Source organism: Devosia sp. (genome assembly GCF_028290625.1).
Lineage (GTDB): Bacteria > Pseudomonadota > Alphaproteobacteria > Rhizobiales > Devosiaceae > Devosia.
Genome location: NZ_JAQGJM010000012.1, coordinates 200,520 through 218,262 on the forward strand (window position 1 = coordinate 200,520; position 17,743 = coordinate 218,262).

General features: G+C 62.6%; 18 protein-coding genes. 11 read left to right on the forward strand and 7 right to left on the reverse strand.

Features of this window, described 5'->3' with window-relative positions; translation table 11 throughout:
• Positions 1-30: 30 nt before the first annotated feature.
• Positions 31-1,275 (forward strand): aminopeptidase, encoded by a 1,245-nt coding sequence (locus tag JWR51_RS06765; protein ID WP_299745418.1) that lies wholly within the window; start codon positions 31-33, stop codon positions 1,273-1,275.
• A gap of 136 nt (positions 1,276-1,411) precedes the next feature.
• Positions 1,412-2,005, forward strand: coding sequence for a YdcF family protein (locus JWR51_RS06770; RefSeq protein WP_299745421.1), 594 nt, complete (start codon positions 1,412-1,414; stop codon positions 2,003-2,005).
• Between the two features lie 216 nt (positions 2,006-2,221).
• On the opposite strand, the gene JWR51_RS06775 is transcribed toward JWR51_RS06770, so the two are convergent.
• The 7 genes from JWR51_RS06775 to JWR51_RS06805 form a co-directional block, all read right to left on the reverse strand.
• Positions 2,222-3,496, reverse strand: a complete 1,275-nt coding sequence (locus JWR51_RS06775) for an L-fuconate dehydratase (protein WP_299745423.1) — start codon at positions 3,494-3,496, stop codon at positions 2,222-2,224.
• A 143-nt stretch (positions 3,497-3,639) separates the two neighbouring features.
• Positions 3,640-4,371, reverse strand: a complete 732-nt coding sequence (locus tag JWR51_RS06780; protein ID WP_299745424.1) for an SDR family oxidoreductase — start codon at positions 4,369-4,371, stop codon at positions 3,640-3,642.
• Positions 4,372-4,380: 9 nt separating this feature from the next.
• On the reverse strand, positions 4,381-5,487 hold the full coding sequence (locus JWR51_RS06785; protein ID WP_299745426.1) for a mandelate racemase/muconate lactonizing enzyme family protein: 1,107 nt from the start codon (positions 5,485-5,487) through the stop codon (positions 4,381-4,383).
• Complete coding sequence (gene ugpC, locus JWR51_RS06790) at positions 5,487-6,572, reverse strand: sn-glycerol-3-phosphate ABC transporter ATP-binding protein UgpC (protein ID WP_299745429.1); 1,086 nt, start codon at positions 6,570-6,572, stop codon at positions 5,487-5,489. Before ugpC ends, JWR51_RS06785 begins: the two co-directional genes overlap by 1 nt.
• A gap of 11 nt (positions 6,573-6,583) precedes the next feature.
• Complete coding sequence (locus JWR51_RS06795) at positions 6,584-7,441, reverse strand: carbohydrate ABC transporter permease (RefSeq protein ID WP_299745432.1); 858 nt, start codon at positions 7,439-7,441, stop codon at positions 6,584-6,586.
• The gene (locus tag JWR51_RS06800; RefSeq protein ID WP_299745588.1) at positions 7,438-8,340 is read right to left on the reverse strand and encodes a sugar ABC transporter permease; all 903 of its coding nucleotides are present in this window, start codon (positions 8,338-8,340) and stop codon (positions 7,438-7,440) included. The genes JWR51_RS06795 and JWR51_RS06800 overlap by 4 nt, the downstream gene beginning before the upstream one ends.
• A 236-nt stretch (positions 8,341-8,576) precedes the next feature.
• On the reverse strand, positions 8,577-9,908 hold the full coding sequence (locus JWR51_RS06805; protein ID WP_299745435.1) for a sugar ABC transporter substrate-binding protein: 1,332 nt from the start codon (positions 9,906-9,908) through the stop codon (positions 8,577-8,579).
• A 208-nt stretch (positions 9,909-10,116) separates the two neighbouring features.
• On the opposite strand from JWR51_RS06805, the gene JWR51_RS06810 reads away from it, so the two are divergent.
• From JWR51_RS06810 to JWR51_RS06850, 9 genes are all read left to right on the forward strand, one after another.
• Positions 10,117-10,890 (forward strand): IclR family transcriptional regulator, encoded by a 774-nt coding sequence (locus JWR51_RS06810; RefSeq protein ID WP_299745438.1) that lies wholly within the window; start codon positions 10,117-10,119, stop codon positions 10,888-10,890.
• Between the two features lie 20 nt (positions 10,891-10,910).
• Complete coding sequence (locus tag JWR51_RS06815; protein ID WP_299745440.1) at positions 10,911-11,732, forward strand: amidohydrolase; 822 nt, start codon at positions 10,911-10,913, stop codon at positions 11,730-11,732.
• A 1-nt stretch (position 11,733) separates the two neighbouring features.
• Entirely contained in the window at positions 11,734-12,063 is a 330-nt protein-coding gene (locus tag JWR51_RS06820) for an L-rhamnose mutarotase (RefSeq protein ID WP_299745443.1), read from the forward strand.
• Positions 12,064-12,229: 166 nt separating this feature from the next.
• A complete protein-coding gene (locus tag JWR51_RS06825) occupies positions 12,230-13,294 on the forward strand; it encodes a Gfo/Idh/MocA family oxidoreductase (RefSeq protein ID WP_299745445.1) in 1,065 nt (354 codons plus the stop codon).
• On the forward strand, positions 13,291-13,842 hold the full coding sequence (locus JWR51_RS06830; protein ID WP_299745448.1) for a MaoC family dehydratase: 552 nt from the start codon (positions 13,291-13,293) through the stop codon (positions 13,840-13,842). Before JWR51_RS06825 ends, JWR51_RS06830 begins: the two co-directional genes overlap by 4 nt.
• A 4-nt stretch (positions 13,843-13,846) precedes the next feature.
• Positions 13,847-15,004, forward strand: coding sequence for a CaiB/BaiF CoA-transferase family protein (locus tag JWR51_RS06835; protein WP_299745451.1), 1,158 nt, complete (start codon positions 13,847-13,849; stop codon positions 15,002-15,004).
• Positions 15,005-15,021: 17 nt separating this feature from the next.
• On the forward strand, positions 15,022-16,128 hold the full coding sequence (locus JWR51_RS06840; protein ID WP_299745591.1) for an extracellular solute-binding protein: 1,107 nt from the start codon (positions 15,022-15,024) through the stop codon (positions 16,126-16,128).
• On the forward strand, positions 16,128-16,577 hold the full coding sequence (locus tag JWR51_RS06845; protein WP_299745454.1) for a MaoC/PaaZ C-terminal domain-containing protein: 450 nt from the start codon (positions 16,128-16,130) through the stop codon (positions 16,575-16,577). The genes JWR51_RS06840 and JWR51_RS06845 overlap by 1 nt, the downstream gene beginning before the upstream one ends.
• Before the next feature lie 222 nt (positions 16,578-16,799).
• The gene (locus tag JWR51_RS06850; protein ID WP_299745457.1) at positions 16,800-17,633 is read left to right on the forward strand and encodes a sugar phosphate isomerase/epimerase; all 834 of its coding nucleotides are present in this window, start codon (positions 16,800-16,802) and stop codon (positions 17,631-17,633) included.
• Positions 17,634-17,743 lie beyond the last annotated feature (110 nt).

A 17,743-nucleotide genomic window follows, 5' to 3' on the forward strand; every position in this document is an offset into this window, starting at 1 on the left:
GCGCAAATCAATCCTGTTTCGGAACATGCCATGACCACGAATCCCATCGACCCGGTAAAGCTCGACAAGCTCGGCGAAGTCGCCATCAAAGTGGGGCTGCAACTGGCGGAGGGACAGGACCTGATCATCACCGCGCCGATGACCGCGGCCCCGCTGGTGCGGCGGATTACCGAGCATGCCTACAAGGCCGGTGCGGGGCTGGTGACGACGATCTATTCTGACGAAGAAGCCACCTTGATGCGCTACAAGTACGCCAACGACGCCAGCTTCGACCGCGCTGCCGGCTGGCTCTATTCGGGCATGGCCGAGGCCTACAAGAACAACGCCGCACGGCTGGCGATTTCGGGCGATAACCCGATGATGCTGGCGTGCCAGGACCCCACCAAGGTTTCGCGCGCCAACCGCGCCAATTCGGCGGCCTATCGCCCGGCGCTGGAGCTGATCACCGGCTTCGATATCAACTGGAATATCGTCAGCTATCCGACGCTGGCCTGGGCCAAGCTGGTGTTCCCCAATGACAGCGACGATGTCGCCGTGGGCAAGCTGGCCGATGCCATCTTCGCTGCCAGCCGTGTGGATCAGCCCGATCCGATTGCGGCGTGGAAAGAGCACAATGCGAACCTCAAGAAGCGCTGGACCTGGCTCAACGAGAAGTCGTTCGCGTCCTTGCACTATACCGGCCCGGGCACCGACCTGACGGTGGGGCTGGCCGATGGCCACCGCTGGAAGGGCGGCGCGTCGGAAGCCAAGAACGGCGTCACCTGCAACCCCAATATTCCCACCGAGGAAGTGTTCACCACGCCGCATCGCGAGCGGGTCGACGGCTATGTGGCGGCCACCAAGCCGCTGAGCCACAATGGTTCGCTGATCGAGGAAATGCAGGGCCGGTTCGAGAACGGCCGCCTGGTGGAGCTCAAGGCAGCCAAAGGCCAAGACGTGTTCAACAAGGTGCTGGACACCGACGAGGGTGCGCGCCGGCTGGGTGAAGTGGCACTGGTGCCGCATTCGTCGCCGATTTCAGCCTCGGGGATTTTGTTCTTCAACACGCTCTATGACGAAAACGCCTCCTGCCACATCGCGCAGGGACAGTGCTATGCAGACTGCTTCATCGACGGCAAGAATTTGAGCCAGGAGCAGATTTTCGCGCAGGGCGGCAATAAGAGCCTGATCCATATCGACTGGATGATCGGCTCGGACAAGGTCGATATCGACGGCGTCCACGCCGATGGCACGACCGAGCCAGTGATGCGCAAGGGCGAATGGGCCTCAGCATAGAGGCTCACGGAAGCTGCCTGCCCACCAGGTCATTCCCACGAAGGCGGGAACCTCTCCTTGATGGTACCGCAACGGAGGTCCCCGCCTTCGCGGGGATGACGCCGTGGGGCGAACTGGATTCAGGGAACGACCGGCCATGATCTTAGTCCGCCGCATCTACAAACTCATCGTGGCGCTCATTGTTCTCGCCCTGCTGGGCGTGGGCGGCATGGCCGTTGATATCTGGCGCTTCGCCGGGGAAAGCGCGACCGGCAAGGCCGATGCGGCGCTCGTGCTAGGCGCGGCGGTGATCGGCTCCACGCCGACGCCGGTACTGGTGGAACGGCTGCGCCACGCCGCAAATTTGTACGAAAGCGGGCAGGTGAAACGGATCGTCGTGACGGGCGGGTTGAGCCCCGAGGATGACCTGACCGAGGCGCAGGCGAGCAAGAACTGGCTGGTGGCCGAGGGTGTGCCGGCCGCCGATGTGCTGCTGGAGGACAAGTCGCGCACCACGATCCAGAACCTACAGTTTGCCAAGCCGGTGCTGGAGGCGAACGGGATCGGCACGGTTCTGGTGGTCAGCGATCCGCTGCATATGCGGCGGGCGCTGATGATCGCGGGACGCGTGGGGATCCGGGCGGAGCCATCGCCGACGCCGACCAGCAAATATCAGAGCTGGCAGACGACCTTGCCGTTTTTAGCGCGGGAGGTGTGGTTCATGGGGCAGTATCTGGTGACGGGGATGTAGCTCAGTCCGGTGCTCGTGAAGAGCAGCCCCTCCTACCTCCCCCATCAAGGGGTTGCTTCCCACTCTTAAAACTCGATCGAGTCACACCCACCGCCCTTCCCGCGGACTTGATCCGCGGGCCTCTCGCCGCTTGTGCCGGGTTGAGAGTGGCCCGCGGGTCAAGCCCGCGGGAAGGACGGTGGTTGGGGTGATTTTGGGGTTACACCCAAACGGCCCCTACCCCACAAACTCATATTTGGCGATCGACTCCGGTTTCATCTGGATCGAGAATCCAGCCCGGCTCGGCGGCATATAGGCGGCGTTCTGGATCACGCAGGGGTCCAAAAAGTGCTCGTGCAGGTGATCGACATACTCGATCACCCTTCCCTCTTTCGTCCCCGAGACAACCAGATAATCGATCATCGACAGGTGCTGCACATATTCGCACAACCCCACCCCACCGGCATGGGGCCAGACCGGCAGGTTGTATTTGGCGGCCATCAGCAATACCGACAGCACTTCATTCAGCCCACCAATCCGACACGCGTCGATCTGGACGATATCGATAGCGCCGTCCTTGATGAACTGCTTGAACAGGATGCGGTTCTGGCACATTTCGCCGGTCGCCACCTTTACCGGGACAATGGCCTGGCGGATCGCGCGATGACCGGAGACGTCGTCGGGGCTGGTCGGCTCCTCGATGAAATAGGGATTGAAGCGCGCGAGCTGCTTGACCCAGTCGATGGCCTGATCGACCTCCCAGACCTGGTTGGCGTCGATCATCAGGAAGCGATCAGGGCCCATGATCGAGCGCACGATTTCGAGCCGGCGGATATCGTCGTCGAGGTCGCGGCCGACCTTCATCTTGATGTGGTTGAAGCCTTCGGCGACAGCCTCGGTGGCGAGGCGGGTGAGCTTCTCGTTGGAGTAGCCGAGCCAGCCCGCCGAGGTGGTGTAGCACTGGTAGCCCTCGGCCTTGAGGGCGGCGACGCGCTCGGCCTTGCCGGCTTCGGCCTTGCGGAAAATCGCCAAGGCTTCGTCGGGCGTGATGGCATCGGTGAGATAGCGGAAGTCGATGACGGAGACGAGCTGCTCGGGCGTCATGTCGGCGACGAACTGCCAGACGGGCTTGCCGGCATCCTTAGCCAAGAGGTCCCAGACGGCGTTGACCACGGCGCCGGTCGCAAGATGCATGGCGCCCTTGTCGGGGCCGATCCAACGGAGCTGGCTATCACCGGTGACGTGGCGCCAGAAGCGGCCTGGATTTTCTGCGATCCAGGCGAGGTCGAGGCCGACGACGCGCGACGTGAGTGCCTTGATGGCGGCGACCACGACTTCATTGCCGCGGCCGATGGTGAAGGTCAGCCCGTGGCCTTCATGCGCGCCATCGGTGGTCAGGATGACGTAAGCGGCGGAATAATCGGGATCCGGGTTCATCGCATCGGAGCCGTCGAGTGCGTCCGAGGTGGGGAAGCGGAGATCGTGGGTCAGGAGGGCGGTGATTTTGGTCATGGATGTTCCTAAGGAAGGCCCCCTCACCCGCCCTTCGGGCACCCTCTCCCACGAGGGGAGAGGGGGGCATCGTGGTTGTTCAAGCTCGGTGTTCCCTTCTCCCCTCGTGGGAGAAGGTGGCGCGTAGCGCCGGATGAGGGGGCTCAGCCCGTCCAGCCACCGTCGATGACATGGACCTGGCCGGTCGTGTAGGTGGCGCCGGCGAGGTAGACGGCGAGGTCCGCGACTTCTTCGGGGCGAGCGATGCGGCCGATGGGCTGGCGGGCGATGAAGGCTTTCTTGGCGGCTTCGAAATCGCCGGTGGCGTGCCAGCGCTCGTGCAGGCTGGGCGAATCCACCGTGCCGGGCGCGATGGCGTTGATGCGGATGCCCTGGGTGACGTAATCGGCGGCGACGGATTTGGTTAGCCCGACGACGGCGGCCTTGCTGATGGAATAAGCGGCGCGGTTGGGGACGCCCTTCACCGACGACGCGACCGTGGCCATGTTGACGATGGCGCCGTCCTTACGCTCCAGCATCTGCGGCAGCACGGCCTGGATGGTGCGGATCTGCGCCTTAACGTTGAGGTCCCAGGCGAAATCGAGCTCCTTGTCGCTCATCTCCAGCACGGTGCCGTTGTGGACCACGCCAGCGCAGTTGAACAGGATGTCGATGCGGCCGATTTCGGCCACGGCTTTGTTCACTTCCTCGGCCGACAGCACGTTGAGGATGCGCGTCGTCACGTTGGGCGTGCCGTCCAGCTCCTTGAGCTTTTCGGCATTGATGTCGGTGGCAATGACCTTGCAGCCCGCCGCAACGAAGGCGTCGACCGAGGCGCGACCGATGCCTTGGGCGGCGGCGGTGATGAGGACGATTTTGCCGGAAATATCGGACATTTTTGGACCTTATTGAATGGTGGAGCGGCTGCCTTCGACAACCTGGCGGTCGATGGCCGCAAAATCCCAGGCGATGCCGAGGCCGGGGGCATCGGAGGGCCGAGCCTTACCGTTCTGGATCGTCATGCGCTCGGTGGTCAAGTCGTCCAATTGTGGGATGTATTCGACCCAGCGCGCATTGGGCACGGCGGCGCAGAGCGAAACGTGCAGTTCCATCAGGAAATGCGGGCTGACGACGATGTTGAAGCACTCGGCCATGTGGGCGACCTTGAGCCAGGGCGTGATGCCGCCAATGCGGCCGACATCGACCTGGATCACCGAGGCCGCATGGCGCTGCAGGTATTCGCGGAAATGGCTGACCGAATAGAGGCTTTCGCCGACCGCGATGGGCAGGCTGGTGTGTTCGCTGAGACGAACATGGCCGGAGATATCGTCGGCGGGGAGCGGCTCCTCGAGCCAGCCGATATCGAGTGGCTCATAGGCGCGGGCGCGGCGGATGGCTTCGTCGACGGCAAAGGCCTGGTTGGCATCGGTGAAGATTTCAAAGCCCGGGCCGACGGCCTCGCGCACGGCGGTGATGCGGGCGACATCCTCGTGGATGGGGCGGCCGACCTTGAGCTTGGCGCCCTTGAAGCCGTCGGCCTGAGCGCGCAGCGCGTCCTCGACTAGTGCGGATTGCTCCAGATGCAACCAGCCGCCTTCGGTGGTGTAGAGCGGGATTTCCTTTTGTGCGCCGCCGGCCAGCTTATGCAGCGGCAGGCCGAGCTTGCGGCATTTAAGGTCCCAAAGGGCCGTATCGATCGCCGCCATGGCGATGGCGGTGATGGCGCCGATTGTGGTGGCGTGGGTGAGGAACAACAGGTCGCGCCAGATGGACTCGATGTCATAAGCATCGCGGCCGATGATGGCGGGGCAGAGCGTGCGGTTGAGCAGCTCCATGACGGAATGGCCGCCGGTGCCGATGGTGTAGCTATAGCCGGTGCCGGTGACGCCGTCCGCGTCCGTGATGCGGACGATGGGGGTTTCCTGGCTGACGAAGGACTGGATGGCGTCGACGCGTTTGACCTTGGGTTTCAGGTCAACCATCAGCAGGTCGATGCGGACGATTTTGGCCATTATGCCCTCACGCTCTTGCCGCTGGCCGCGTCGAAGACGTGCAGGCGGGTCAGATCGAGGGTGAAATCCAGGCTCTCGCCCGGCTTGACGACGCGGGGGTTGAGCATCTTGCCCTGGATTTCCTTGCCGCCCAGCTCGGTGAACAGGATGGTTTCGGTGCCGAGCGGCTCGGCGATGGCGATGGTGCGGGTGATCGAGAGCGCGTTCTCGGTGCCATGCAAGGAATGGCCTGCAGGCGCAAAGCTTTCGGGGCGGAAGCCGAGGATGATGGACTGGCCTTCGGTCACGGCGCTATCGGCAGGCAGCGGCACTTCCACGCCATCGGCGAGCACGGCCTTGCCACCCTTCACCACCGCGTCGAGCTGGTTCATCGGCGGGGAACCGATAAAGCCGGCGACGAAGGTATTGACCGGGTGCTCGAACACGTCCGAGGGCGTGCCGATCTGCTCGATGTGGCCATCGCGCATGATGACGATACGGTCGGCCAGCGTCATGGCTTCGACCTGATCGTGGGTGACGTAGATCACCGTGGTCTTGACGCGCTGGTGCAGCTTCTTGATTTCAACGCGCATCTGGCCGCGCAGCTTGGCGTCGAGATTGCTCAGCGGCTCATCGAACAGGAACACGTCCGGATTGCGCACGATGGCGCGCCCCATGGCGACGCGCTGGCGCTGGCCACCGCTCAGGTTGGCGGGCAGGCGATCCATGTACGGCCCAAGCCCGAGGATTTCGGCGGCTTCGTTGACCCGGGTGATGATTTCGGCTTCCGGCATATTGGCGATCTTGAGCCCGAAGCCCAAATTGTCGCGCACCGTCATATGCGGATAGAGCGCATAGGACTGGAACACCATCGAGATGTTGCGGGCGCGCGGCGGCAGGTCGTTGACCACCCGATCGCCAATCGAAATCGTGCCGCCGGTGATTTCCTCCAGCCCGGCGATCATGCGCAGCGTGGTCGACTTGCCGCAGCCCGAGGGGCCGACCAGAACGACGAATTCATTGTGGGCGATATCGAGGTCGATGCCATGCACCGTTTCGATCTTGCCATAGCTCTTGCTGACTTTTTCCAGGCGCACTTGTGCCACGAGGGAGTTCCTTACTTGACGCCGCCGAAGGTCAGGCCGGCGATCAGGTGTTTCTGTACAACGAAGGTGAGAACCAGCGCCGGGATGATGATGAGCACAGCCATGGCGCTCATGCCGGTCCAATCGACGGTGAATTGGGCGGTGAAATCCATCAGGCCGACGGGCATGGTCTTGGATGCCGTGGTGCGGGTCAGTTGGCTCGCCAGCGCATATTCGTTCCACGAGGTGAGGAAGGCAAAGATGGCGGCCGAGGCAAGGCCTGAGCGGGCGAGCGGAAATTCGACCTTCCAGAACGCTTGCCAGCGAGTGCAGCCATCGATCTGGGCGGCCTCGCTGAGATCGACCGGGATCTGGCGGAAGAACCCATCGGTGAGCCAGATGGTGAAGGGGATATTGACCGCCATGTAGACCAGGATCATGCCGAAGCTGGTATCGATCAGCCCGAGGCGTGCCCAGATGATAAACAACGGCAGGCTGAGCGCTACGCCCGGCACGGTGCGGCTGAGCATGAAGGCCAGGAACAGCGTAGCCTTGCCCTTGAAGCTGAAGCGGGCGAACGAATAGCCGCCGGCCATGCCGATGACGACGGCCACAATGGTGGAGGTGATCGAGATCACCAGCGAGTTGATGAAATACTGCGCCACCGGCAGGCCCTGCTGGGCCGAGGACAGGCCGAACAGGCGGGCAAAATTGTCCAGCGTCGGGTTCTGCGGAATCCAGACGGCGGGCCGGGCCAGCACTTCGATATTGGGCCGGAACGCGGTCAGCACGACCCAGAGGCCGGGCACGGTCAGGATGGCCATGGCGACGAAGACGCCGAAGCGGATCAGCCAGCGCTGCCAGGGTTTTTCGATCGTCAACCGGCTCATTGTGCGCCTCCCATGAAGGTGCGCGCGGCGACCAGCTTGCGGTAGAAATAGAAGGTGAAAACGATCGACAGGATGATCGACACGTAGCCCATGGCGTTGGCCATGCCCATCTGGCTGTTCTGGTAGCCGGTGCGGGTCATCAGCGTCCACAGCAGCTCGGTGCGGCCCGCCGGCCCACCATTGGTCATGATCTTGACCATGTCATAGGCGCGGGCGACGTCCAGCGAGCGGATGGTCATGGCGATGTAGACGAAGGGCATCAGGAAGGGCAGCGTGATGTGCTGGAACACCTGGATCGGGTTGCAGCCATCGACGCGCGCAGCCTCGATCGGCTCCTTGGGCAGTGCCATCAGGCCCGCCAGCAGCAGGATGGCGAACACCGACGTGCTCATCCAGATTTCGGCGAAAATGATGGAGAAATTGGCCAGCGTGCCATCGACCAGCCAGGGGATCGGCTGGTTGATAATGTGCAGGTCGAACAGCGCATTGTTGAGCAGGCCAATGCTGTCGTTGAAGATGTATTTGAACTGGAAGCCGACGAGGATCGGGCTGAACATCATGGGGAACATCATGATGGTGCGCAGCGTGCGCTGGCCCCAGGTGATCTTGTTGACCAGCAACGCCAGGCCCAGGCCCAGCATCATTTCGAGGTTCAGCGTGATGGTGACGAAGACGAAGGTGCGCCCGAACGCCCACCAGAAATCGCCATTGGTCAGCAGGCGCTGGTAATTGCGCAGCCCGACGAACTGGTACAGCGTGGCGGGCTTGGTCAGGTTATAGGCGGTGAAGCTGGTCCAGAATGAGACCAGCAGCGGCACCAGCACGACCGACAGGATGACCACGATCGCCGGCAACAGCAGCACATAGGGAATAGCGCGCGGCGAGGCGAACCAGGACACGCGGTCCTTGGTTCGGGTCTGCGGCAGGGATTGAACGTCTGTGGTCAAGGACAGGCCTCTATCGTGAGCGGCGGCCTCGTGTCCGAGACCCGCCACAGTGTCACCCCGGCATCGGCCGGGGTCCATCCTGAGATGCGTGTGTTTGAATGAATCTCAGGATGGATTCCGGCCTGCGCCGGAATGACATCGTGGGAGTTGCCGCTTCGGAGCAAAGCCCCGAAACGGCGATTGGCTTACTACTTGAGGATGCCGGCATCTTCGAGGATGGTGGTCGCCTCGGCAGCAGCCTGATCGAGCGCTTCCTGCGGGGTCTTTTCGCCCACGATGGCAGCCTGGAGCTGGGGCCAGAGCACGTTGCTGACTTCAATCCACTGGGGGATCAATGGCGGGGTCCGGGCATCGGCAAGGCTGGCCTGCCAGATCGGGAACATCTCAGCCAGAGCGGTCTTGCCGTTCTCGTTGAAATACTTCACCGCAGCGTCGAACGTGGCGGAACGGGTCGGCAGGTTGCCGGCTTCGGCTTCCATCAGCTCGCTGTCGTCATTGGTCAGGAACACGGCCAGCGAGACGGCGGCCGGCTTATTATCGCAAGCTTCGGTCACCGAGAACGAGTGCGAACCGGACCAGCCGCCACGCTTGCCGGAGGTGCCCACGGGCGCCACGGCGAAGCCGAGGTGATCGGCGATCTTGGAGGCGGTCGGATCGCTGTAGAAGCCGGCAAAGCCCGGCCAATCCAGATCGACAGCCAACTGGCCGGCGGCCATGGCCTGGCCGATTTCGTCCCAGGTGTAGTTCACAGTACCAGCCGGCACGGCGCCGGCATCATAGATGTCCTTGAACCACTGCAGGGCCGCGACGCCTTCAGGCGAATTGAAGGTCGGCTTCCAGTTGGCGTCGAACAGGTCGCCGCCATTGGCACGCAAGATTTCCATGAAGCGGCCGGACATGCCTTCGTCCTTGCCGGCAAAAGCGGTGCCGTAAAGGTTAGGAGCGTCGGCGAAGAAAATGATCTGCTGCTTGAATTCGTCGAAGGTCTTGGGCGGCGCGAGATCGGTGCCGAACTTGGCCTTGTAGGCTTCCATCTTCGCCGGGTCCTCATAGAGGTCCTTGCGATAATAGAGGTTGGACACGTCGGTGACGCGCGGCAACTGTACCAGTCGGCCATCGACCATGGCGGACTGCAGCGTGCCGGGGACGTACTTGGCCAGTTCGGACGCCGGGATCGACTGCGCCAGGTCGATATAGAGATCGCCATACTGGGGGGCGAAGCTGGTGTGGTTGGAGCCAACGCACCAGGTGATCTGGCCGGACGCGATGTCCTGCTTGATTTCGCGGTCCAGGTCGAAATGGTTCTTGGATGAAACGATTTCGACCTTGGCGCCGGTCAGCGCTTCCCACTCGGGAATACGGGTATAGAGCTTTTCGTACTGCGTACCGCCGATGAGCTTCACCTTGAGGGTGTAGCCGGGGAACGAGCCGTAATCGAATTCTTGCGCCATGACGGCGCCCGACAGCGTCGCCAGGGCGACCGAGGCCAAAAGGGCCTTGGCCAGGAACTTGGTTGCCATTGATTTCTCCTCCACAGGGGACCTTCCGATGCCGCCCCACTCGGGGCTTGATCATCCATATTTGAAAAGTCTATTCGTAGGTAAGCATAACTTCCGCCTCCGCGTCAACGGCTGAGGGGAGCGGAATGCGGTTGTGGAGGGTAACAGTTCGCTAGCAATTCGCTGGTGAATGGCTAGCATCGTTAGCACGGGATGGGAGTAGGAACCGGTGAGTATTGCGGATGATGCGGAACGCTATCGCGCGCCGGCGCTCGACAAGGGGCTGGATATTCTCGAACTGCTGGCGGCTACCGATGACGGGCTGAGCCAGGCCGAAATCGCCAAGGCGCTCGATCGATCGCCCAACGAAATCTACCGCATGCTGGACCGGCTGGTGCGGCGCGACTATGTGCGCCGCACGCTGGAGGATCGCTACGAGGTCACGCTCAAGCTCTTCGAACTGGGCCATGCGCGCCCGCCGATGCGGCGGCTGATCAGCCAGGCGACCCCGGTGCTGCGCCAGTTCGCCCTCAAGGCCGAGCAGGCGGTGCACCTGGTGGTGCAGGACCGCAATATCCTGGTGGTGATCGCCCAGGTCGATGGCCCCGGCTATTGGAATGTGTCGATCCGCGTCGGCAGCCGAATCAGCCTGGTCAATACCGGCTCGGGCCATGTGTTCCTGGCGTTTTCGACCCCGGAAGAGCGCAAGCTGATGCTGGAAGAGCAGGATCTGGGCTCACCCGAGCAGATGCCCAAGGGGCTGGTGGGGCGGCTCGATGGGGTGCGCGAGCAGGGCTACGAGAACATGCCGAGCGCCCAGGTTTCCGGGGTTTCCAACCTGTCGGTGCCGATCTTCGGGCCGCTGGGCAGCGTTATCGCGGTGCTCACCTGCCCCTATACACAGCGCCTCGACAAGCTCGATGCGCCCAATACGCAGCAGGCCATTAGGCTGCTGCTCGAAGCGGGCCAGGAAATTTCCAAGCGCTCCAGCAATCAATCCTGACCCTAGGGAGGACAGCCTTCATGCGCATTCTCGATACCCATCTGCACCTCGTCTATCCCGAGAAATTCTCCTATCCGTGGCTGGCGGACGCGCCCGCGATCAACCGGCCCTGGCTGGTGGAGAATTACTTCTCCGAGGCGCGCGGACTGGGGATCACCGGGGCGCTGCATATGGAGGTCGATGTCGCCGACAAGGATATCGTGGCCGAGACCGAGTTCATGCTCACTTTGCCGGGCATTGTCGGCGCCATCGCGGCCTGCCGACCCGAGGGCATGGGTTTCGTCGACCAGATCGAGCAGTTGAGCGAGCATGCGCATGTGAAGGGCGTGCGGCGAATTTTGCACCAGGCACCGGATGAGCTGAGCCAGAGCGATCTATTCGTCGAAAACATCCGGCACCTGCCCGATTATGACCTGAGCTTCGATCTCTGCGTGCGGGCCGATCAATTGCCGATCGGCACCATGCTGGCGCAGCGGGCGCCGGATGTGCAGTTCATTCTCGACCATTGCGGGGTGCCGGATGTGGCCGGCAAGGGGCTCGATCCGTGGCGGGGCTACATCACCGAAATCGCCAAGCTCCCCAATGTGGCGGCCAAGGTGTCGGGAATCGTCGCTTATGCGGGCGCCGACTGGACGGTTGCGGACCTACGGCCCTTCGTCGAGCATATCATCGAGAGCTTTGGCTGGGACCGCGTGGTGTGGGGCTCGGACCATCCGGTGGTGACGCTGACCGGTAGCCTGACCCGGTGGGTCGAAGCCACGCGCGAGATCGTCAAGGGCGCCAGCGAGGACGAGCAGGCGCGCCTGTTCCACCGCAATGCTGAACGAATTTACGGGGTTTGAAATGAAACGATACGGTTCCGTCATCGGGCTCAAGCCCGAGCAGATTACCGAATACAAGCGGGTCCACGCCGCAGTGTGGCCGGATGTGTTGGCGCAGATCAAGGCCAGCGGGATTGCCAACTATTCGATTTTCCTGCGCGAGCCGGAAAACCTGCTGTTCGCCTATTACGAATATGTGGGGACCGACCACGATGCCGATATGGCCGCAATGGCTGCCGATCCGCGGACGCAGGAATGGTGGGCCGTGTGCATGCCGATGCAGGCCCCCCTGGATACGCGCGCCGAGGGCGAATGGTGGGTGGGCACCGAAGAAGTTTTCCACGTCGACTGAAGCGGGTTCACACTGGCGCGGTCGCAATTGGATTACGCCGATGAGCGTTTTCCGAAAGCGCCGCGCCGCTGCTGAACGCAAAACGGGTCTTGCCTCGATATCTCGTATGTGAAAAGATTATTCACATAAGAATGACGCCGCATTGGCCGTCGCGAGGGAGGGGCAAGTGCCCACGGACTATTCGGCATTGCGCCAGAGCTGGCCAAAGCCCAGCGCGCCGCGCCCGATCGTGATCATCGGGGCCGGCGGCATCGTCAACGATGCGCATTTGCCGGCCTATCGGCTGGCCAGTCTGCCGGTCGCCGGCGTGTTCGACATCGACCGCGACAAGGCGCTGGCGCTGGCCGCCAAGTGGGACATTCCGGCGTTTGCGACGCTGGAAGAGGCGATCGCCACGCCTGGGGCGATCTATGACCTCGCCCTGCCCCCGGTCGCGCATCTGGATGTTTTGCCCAAGCTGCCCGATGGCGCGGCCGTGCTGCTGCAAAAGCCGATGGGGCGAGACTTGAGCGATGCCACCGCCATCCTCAAGCTGTGCCGCGCCAAGAAACTCGTCGCGGCGGTCAATTTCCAGCTGCGGTTTTCCCCGATGATGCTGGCGGTGGCCGATGCGCTGGAACGCGGTTGGCTGGGCAGACTGATCGATACCGAAGTGCACCTGAACCTCGTGACGCCATGGGAGCTGTTCCCGTTTCTCAAAGGCGCGCCGAGGGTCGAAATCGCAGTTCATTCAATCCATTACCTCGACCTGATCCGGGCGCTGCTGGGCAATCCGGTGGGCGTGCATGCCCGCACCATGGGCCACCCGTCGACCGAACTGGCGCAGACGCGGACGAGCGCGCTGATCGATTTCGAGGACGGCGTGCGCACCACGATGAGCATCAACCACAACCACGATTTCGGCCGCAAATTCCAGGATGCCAGCTTCCGTTTCGAAGGCACCGAGGGCGCGGCCATGGTCAAGCTGGGCCTGCTGCTGAACTATCCCGCAGGCGAGCCCGACGAACTCTGGATCACCCGCAAGGGCGAGGACTGGCAACAGGTTGCCCTCAGCGGCGGCTGGTTCCCCCATGCCTTTGTTGGCACGATGAGCAATCTGCAGCGCTTCGCAGCGGGCGAGGATGACCGACTGGTCTCGTCGGTTGAGGATGCGTGGCACACCATGGCACTGGCCGAAGCGGCATTCGCCTCGGCAGCAGCGCCCGCAACCCAGGTTCAGGCACAACCATGAGCGAATTCGCACCCACCGTTGGCGTCCATTCCACCCATCCCAAGACCATGCCGGAGGCGCACGCCGATATCCCGGTGTGGAATGCGGAGAACTGGTTTTACGAGGACTGGCAGGTCGGGCACAAAATCCGCTCGTTGCGGCGCACGATCTCGGAGGGGGAATCGATGCAGTTCAACGCGCTGGTGACCGACATGCACCCGTACGTGGCGGACGATATTTTCGCCCAGAGCGAGGGCCAGTTCGGTAAGCGGCTGGTGGCGGGCGCGTTCGTGTTTTCGGCCGGGCTGGGGCTTGTGGCGACCAATTGCGTCAACGCCTTCTCGTATGGCTATGACCGCCTGCGCTTCATCAAGCCGACCTTCATCGGCGACACGATTTATACGATCCGCACTAACCTCGAGAAATCGCCGAAATACCAGAAGCTGGGCCTGATCCGCGCCAGCTACGAGGTGTTCAAGGGCGAGGGCGAGCTGGTGCTATATTGCGAGCATATCCAGACGGTTCTCTACAAAAATCCGGCTGACTTCGTCGGCAAGACGGAGAAATAAAGCCATGAGCGACACCGAAACCAAGCTGCTCGACGGCCTTGTCGTCGTGGACATGTGCCAGTTCCTCAGCGGCCCCTATGCCAGCCTGCGATTGCAGGATCTGGGCGCGCGGGTGATCAAGATCGAGCGACCGGATGGGGGCGATCTCAGCCGTCGGCTGTATCTGAGCGATACGGAAATCGGCGGGGATTCGACGATTTTCCACGCCATCAACCGGTCCAAGGAGAGTCTGGCGCTGGACCTCAAGAATGCCGACGACCTGGCGGCTTTGCGCAAGCTGTTGCTTAAGGCCGATGTGGTACTGCAGAATTTCCGGCCGGGCGTGATCGAGCGGCTGGGACTGGATTACGAGGCGGTCAAGGCGATCAATCCAGGCATCGTTTACGCCTCGATCACCGGCTATGGCGACGAAGGCCCGTGGGTGGATCGTCCGGGCCAGGACCTGCTGGCGCAAGCTCGATCCGGCGTGATGTGGCTCAACGGCGATCACGATCAGGGACCAGTGCCGTTCGGGCTGGCGATTGCCGATATGCTGGCCGGTGCCGCCGTGGCCCAAGGCATCCTCGCCGCTTTGGTACGGCGCGGCATTTCCGGACAGGGCGCCCATATCGAGACCAGCCTCCTGGAAGTGCTGGTGGATTTCCAATTCGAGGTTTTGACCACCCATCTCAACGACGGACGCCGGGTGCCCAAGCGTAGCGAATTCCGCTCGGCTCATGCCTATCTTTCGGCACCCTATGGGGTTTATCCGACCGCCGACGGATATCTGGCGATCGCTATGACGCCGCTGGGCAAACTGCAGAAACTGTTGGAGATCGCGGCGCTTGGCGCCTATGCCGATCCAAAAAGCTGGTTCACGGCGCGCGACGCGATCAAGCAGTTGATCGCCGAGCGACTGTCGATGCAATCCACCGCACATTGGCTGAGCATACTTGAGCCGGCCGATATCTGGTGCGCCAAGGTGCTGGATTGGCCGGAGCTGATGGCCAGCGAGGGTTTCAAGGCACTCGACATGCTGCAGACGGTGACGCGCGAGGACAATGTGTCGATCACCACCACCAAGTCGCCGCTGCGGATCAACGGCAAGCGGGCCCAAACCACGCGAGCCGCCCCGCTGATCGGCGAGCAGAGCGCGAAAATCCGCGCGGAGTTCGGCTTGTGACGATCACTCTCAAGGGCATGACCTGGAAGCACCCACGGGGTTTCGATCCGATGGTGGCGACCTCGGCGCTGTGGCGCGACAAGACCGGGGTGCAGATCGAGTGGGATCAGCGGAGTCTACAGGATTTCGAGACCTTTCCGGTCGAGGAATTGGCGCGGGCCTATGACCTGATCGTCATCGATCATCCCCATGTGGGGCAGATCACCGACGAGAAGTGCCTGGCGCCGCTGGACGTAGCAGGTCGTGAGGGCGAGCGGGACGAGCTGGCACGGCACAGTGTCGGCCAATCCTATCCGAGCTATACGTGGGCCGGCCATCAATGGGCATTTCCCATCGATGCCGCGACGCAGGTGCAGGCCTATCGCGCCGATATCGTCCAAGGTCCGGCGACCAGTTGGGCGGATGTGATCGGGCTGGCCAAGGCCGGACAGGTGGTGCTGCCGATGATGGCGCCGCATAGCCTGATGACGTTTTATACGCTGGCCGGCAATCTGGGCCACGCTTGCAATACGGGCCAAGGCGAGCTGATCGGGGCTGCGGCCGGGGCCGAGGTGATCGAGCACCTGCGCGAGCTGGTGGCGTTGATCGAGCCGTCCAATTTTGCCATGGACCCGATTGCGGCCAGCGAAGCGATGGCGCGCGAACATCCCCTCGTCAGCGTGATGCCCTATGGCTATGGCTATTTGAGCTATGCGCTCAAGGGTTTCCGGCCGGGGCGGCTGAAATTCGCCGATATTCCCGATGCTGGTGGCCTGGGTCCGGTGGGCTCGGCGCTGGGCGGTACCGGGATCGCTGTTTCGGCATTTTCGCAGCATCGCGAGGCGGCGCTCGACTATGCGTATTGGGTCGCCAGTGGCGGCATCCAGAGCACGATTTATGCCGAGGCCGGTGGGCAGCCGGGGCATGGGTTGGCCTGGGAAAACGAGGCGGTGAACGCGGCAGTGGACGGGTTTTACCGGGACACGCGGCGGACGCTGGAAACGTCCTGGGTACGGCCGCGGCACAACGGTTACATGGGCTTCCAGGATGCGGCATCGAAGCGCCTCAATGCCGGCTTGCTCGGCAAGGAGAGCCCTGCCCTGATCGTCGCCGAGATCAACCGCCTGTATCGGGAGAGCTTCTGATGGAGCGGCCACGCCACTTCGAGGACTACGTGCTGGGCGAAACCCGCAAGACCTATGGGCGTACCATCACTGAGACCGATTTCGTGGTTCATGCCGGCCATACGGGGGATTTCTTCCCGCACCATATGGACGCCGAGGCGATGAAAGACTCGCCTTGGGGCCAGCGCATCGCCCATGGCACCATGACCTTTGCCATCGGTATTGGCCTGACCGCCAGCGAGATCAATCCGCTGGCCTTCTCCTATGGCTATGAGCGGCTGCGGTTTCCCAAGCCAGTGTTCATCGGCGACACGATGCACACCACGCTGACCATTACGGGGCTCGACCCCGATCCCAAGCGGGCCGACCATGGCCGCATTACCGAGGCGGTGCGCGTGCTCAACCAGCGCGGCGAGACTGTGCTGGCGTGTGACCACATCTATCTGGCGCAGCGGCGGCTGTCCGAGTAAGGCATGGCCTAGCCCACCTACCGTCCTTCCCGCGGACTTGATCCGCGGGCCTCTCGTCGCTCATGCTGTGTTGAGGGTGGCGCGCGGGTCAAGCCCGCGGGAAGAAAGAGTGGGTTGGCAGGCATGATGCCCACGAGAACCCAAGCGTTGGATGGGTTTATGCCTTGAACCGGCCACCGCGCCGGGGCAGTGTCGCCCTCAACACGAATGAGGACGTTTTCGATGGCTTTCAACTCCGCTGACCGTATTGCGGTCTCCACTTGGTCGCTGCACCGGATGCTGGGCACCACCTATCCGCACAATCTCGACAGTCTCGAGATCGGGCCGGTGCAGGAGACCTATGGCGAGGTCGACGAGTCGCTGCTCGATATTCCCTCGGCCATTGCCAATCACGGTATCAACCGACTGGAACTGGTGTCGTTTCACCTGCCGAGCAAGGACCCGGTCTATCTGGGCGAATTGCGCAGTGCGCTGAGCAATGCCGACGTCGCCCTGCAGACGCTCCTAATCGATGCCGGCGATATCAGCGATCCAGCCACCAGCGCGCGCGATACCGAGTGGATCTGGAGCTGGATCGAGATCGCCAACCAGCTCGGCGCCGAACGCGCCCGCGTCATCGCAGGCAAGCAGAAGCCGACGCGCGACGCGCTGGACCTCTCGGTCAAGGCGCTGACGTCCCTCGCTGAGCGCAATGCCGGCTCCAAGGTGCGGCTGACCACCGAGAACTGGTTTGACCTGTTGGCTGAGCCCGCGCAGGTGCACTATCTGCTCGACAAGCTGGACGGGCGCATCGGGCTCAATGGCGATTTCGGCAATTGGGGCCGTGCCACCAAGTATGACGACCTGCGCGCCATTTTCGGGCGGGCGGAAACCTGCCACGCCAAGGGTAGTTTTGCGGACGGAAAGCTGGACGAGGCCGACTATGGCCAATGCCTGCAGGCGGCCGAGGAGGCGGGCTACAAAGGCCCCTATACGCTGATTTTCGACGCCGAAACGCCGGACGAATGGGCCGGTATCGAGACCGAAAAAGAATTCATCGAAGAACTGCTCAAGTAGGCGATCACTTGTAAGAAACTGCCCTGGATTCTAAGGCAGTTATTAACGGGCTCTCCGGCACATTGGGCAAATGCCGGAGCCGCTGACAAAATTTCGATCGCCCAGTCCCT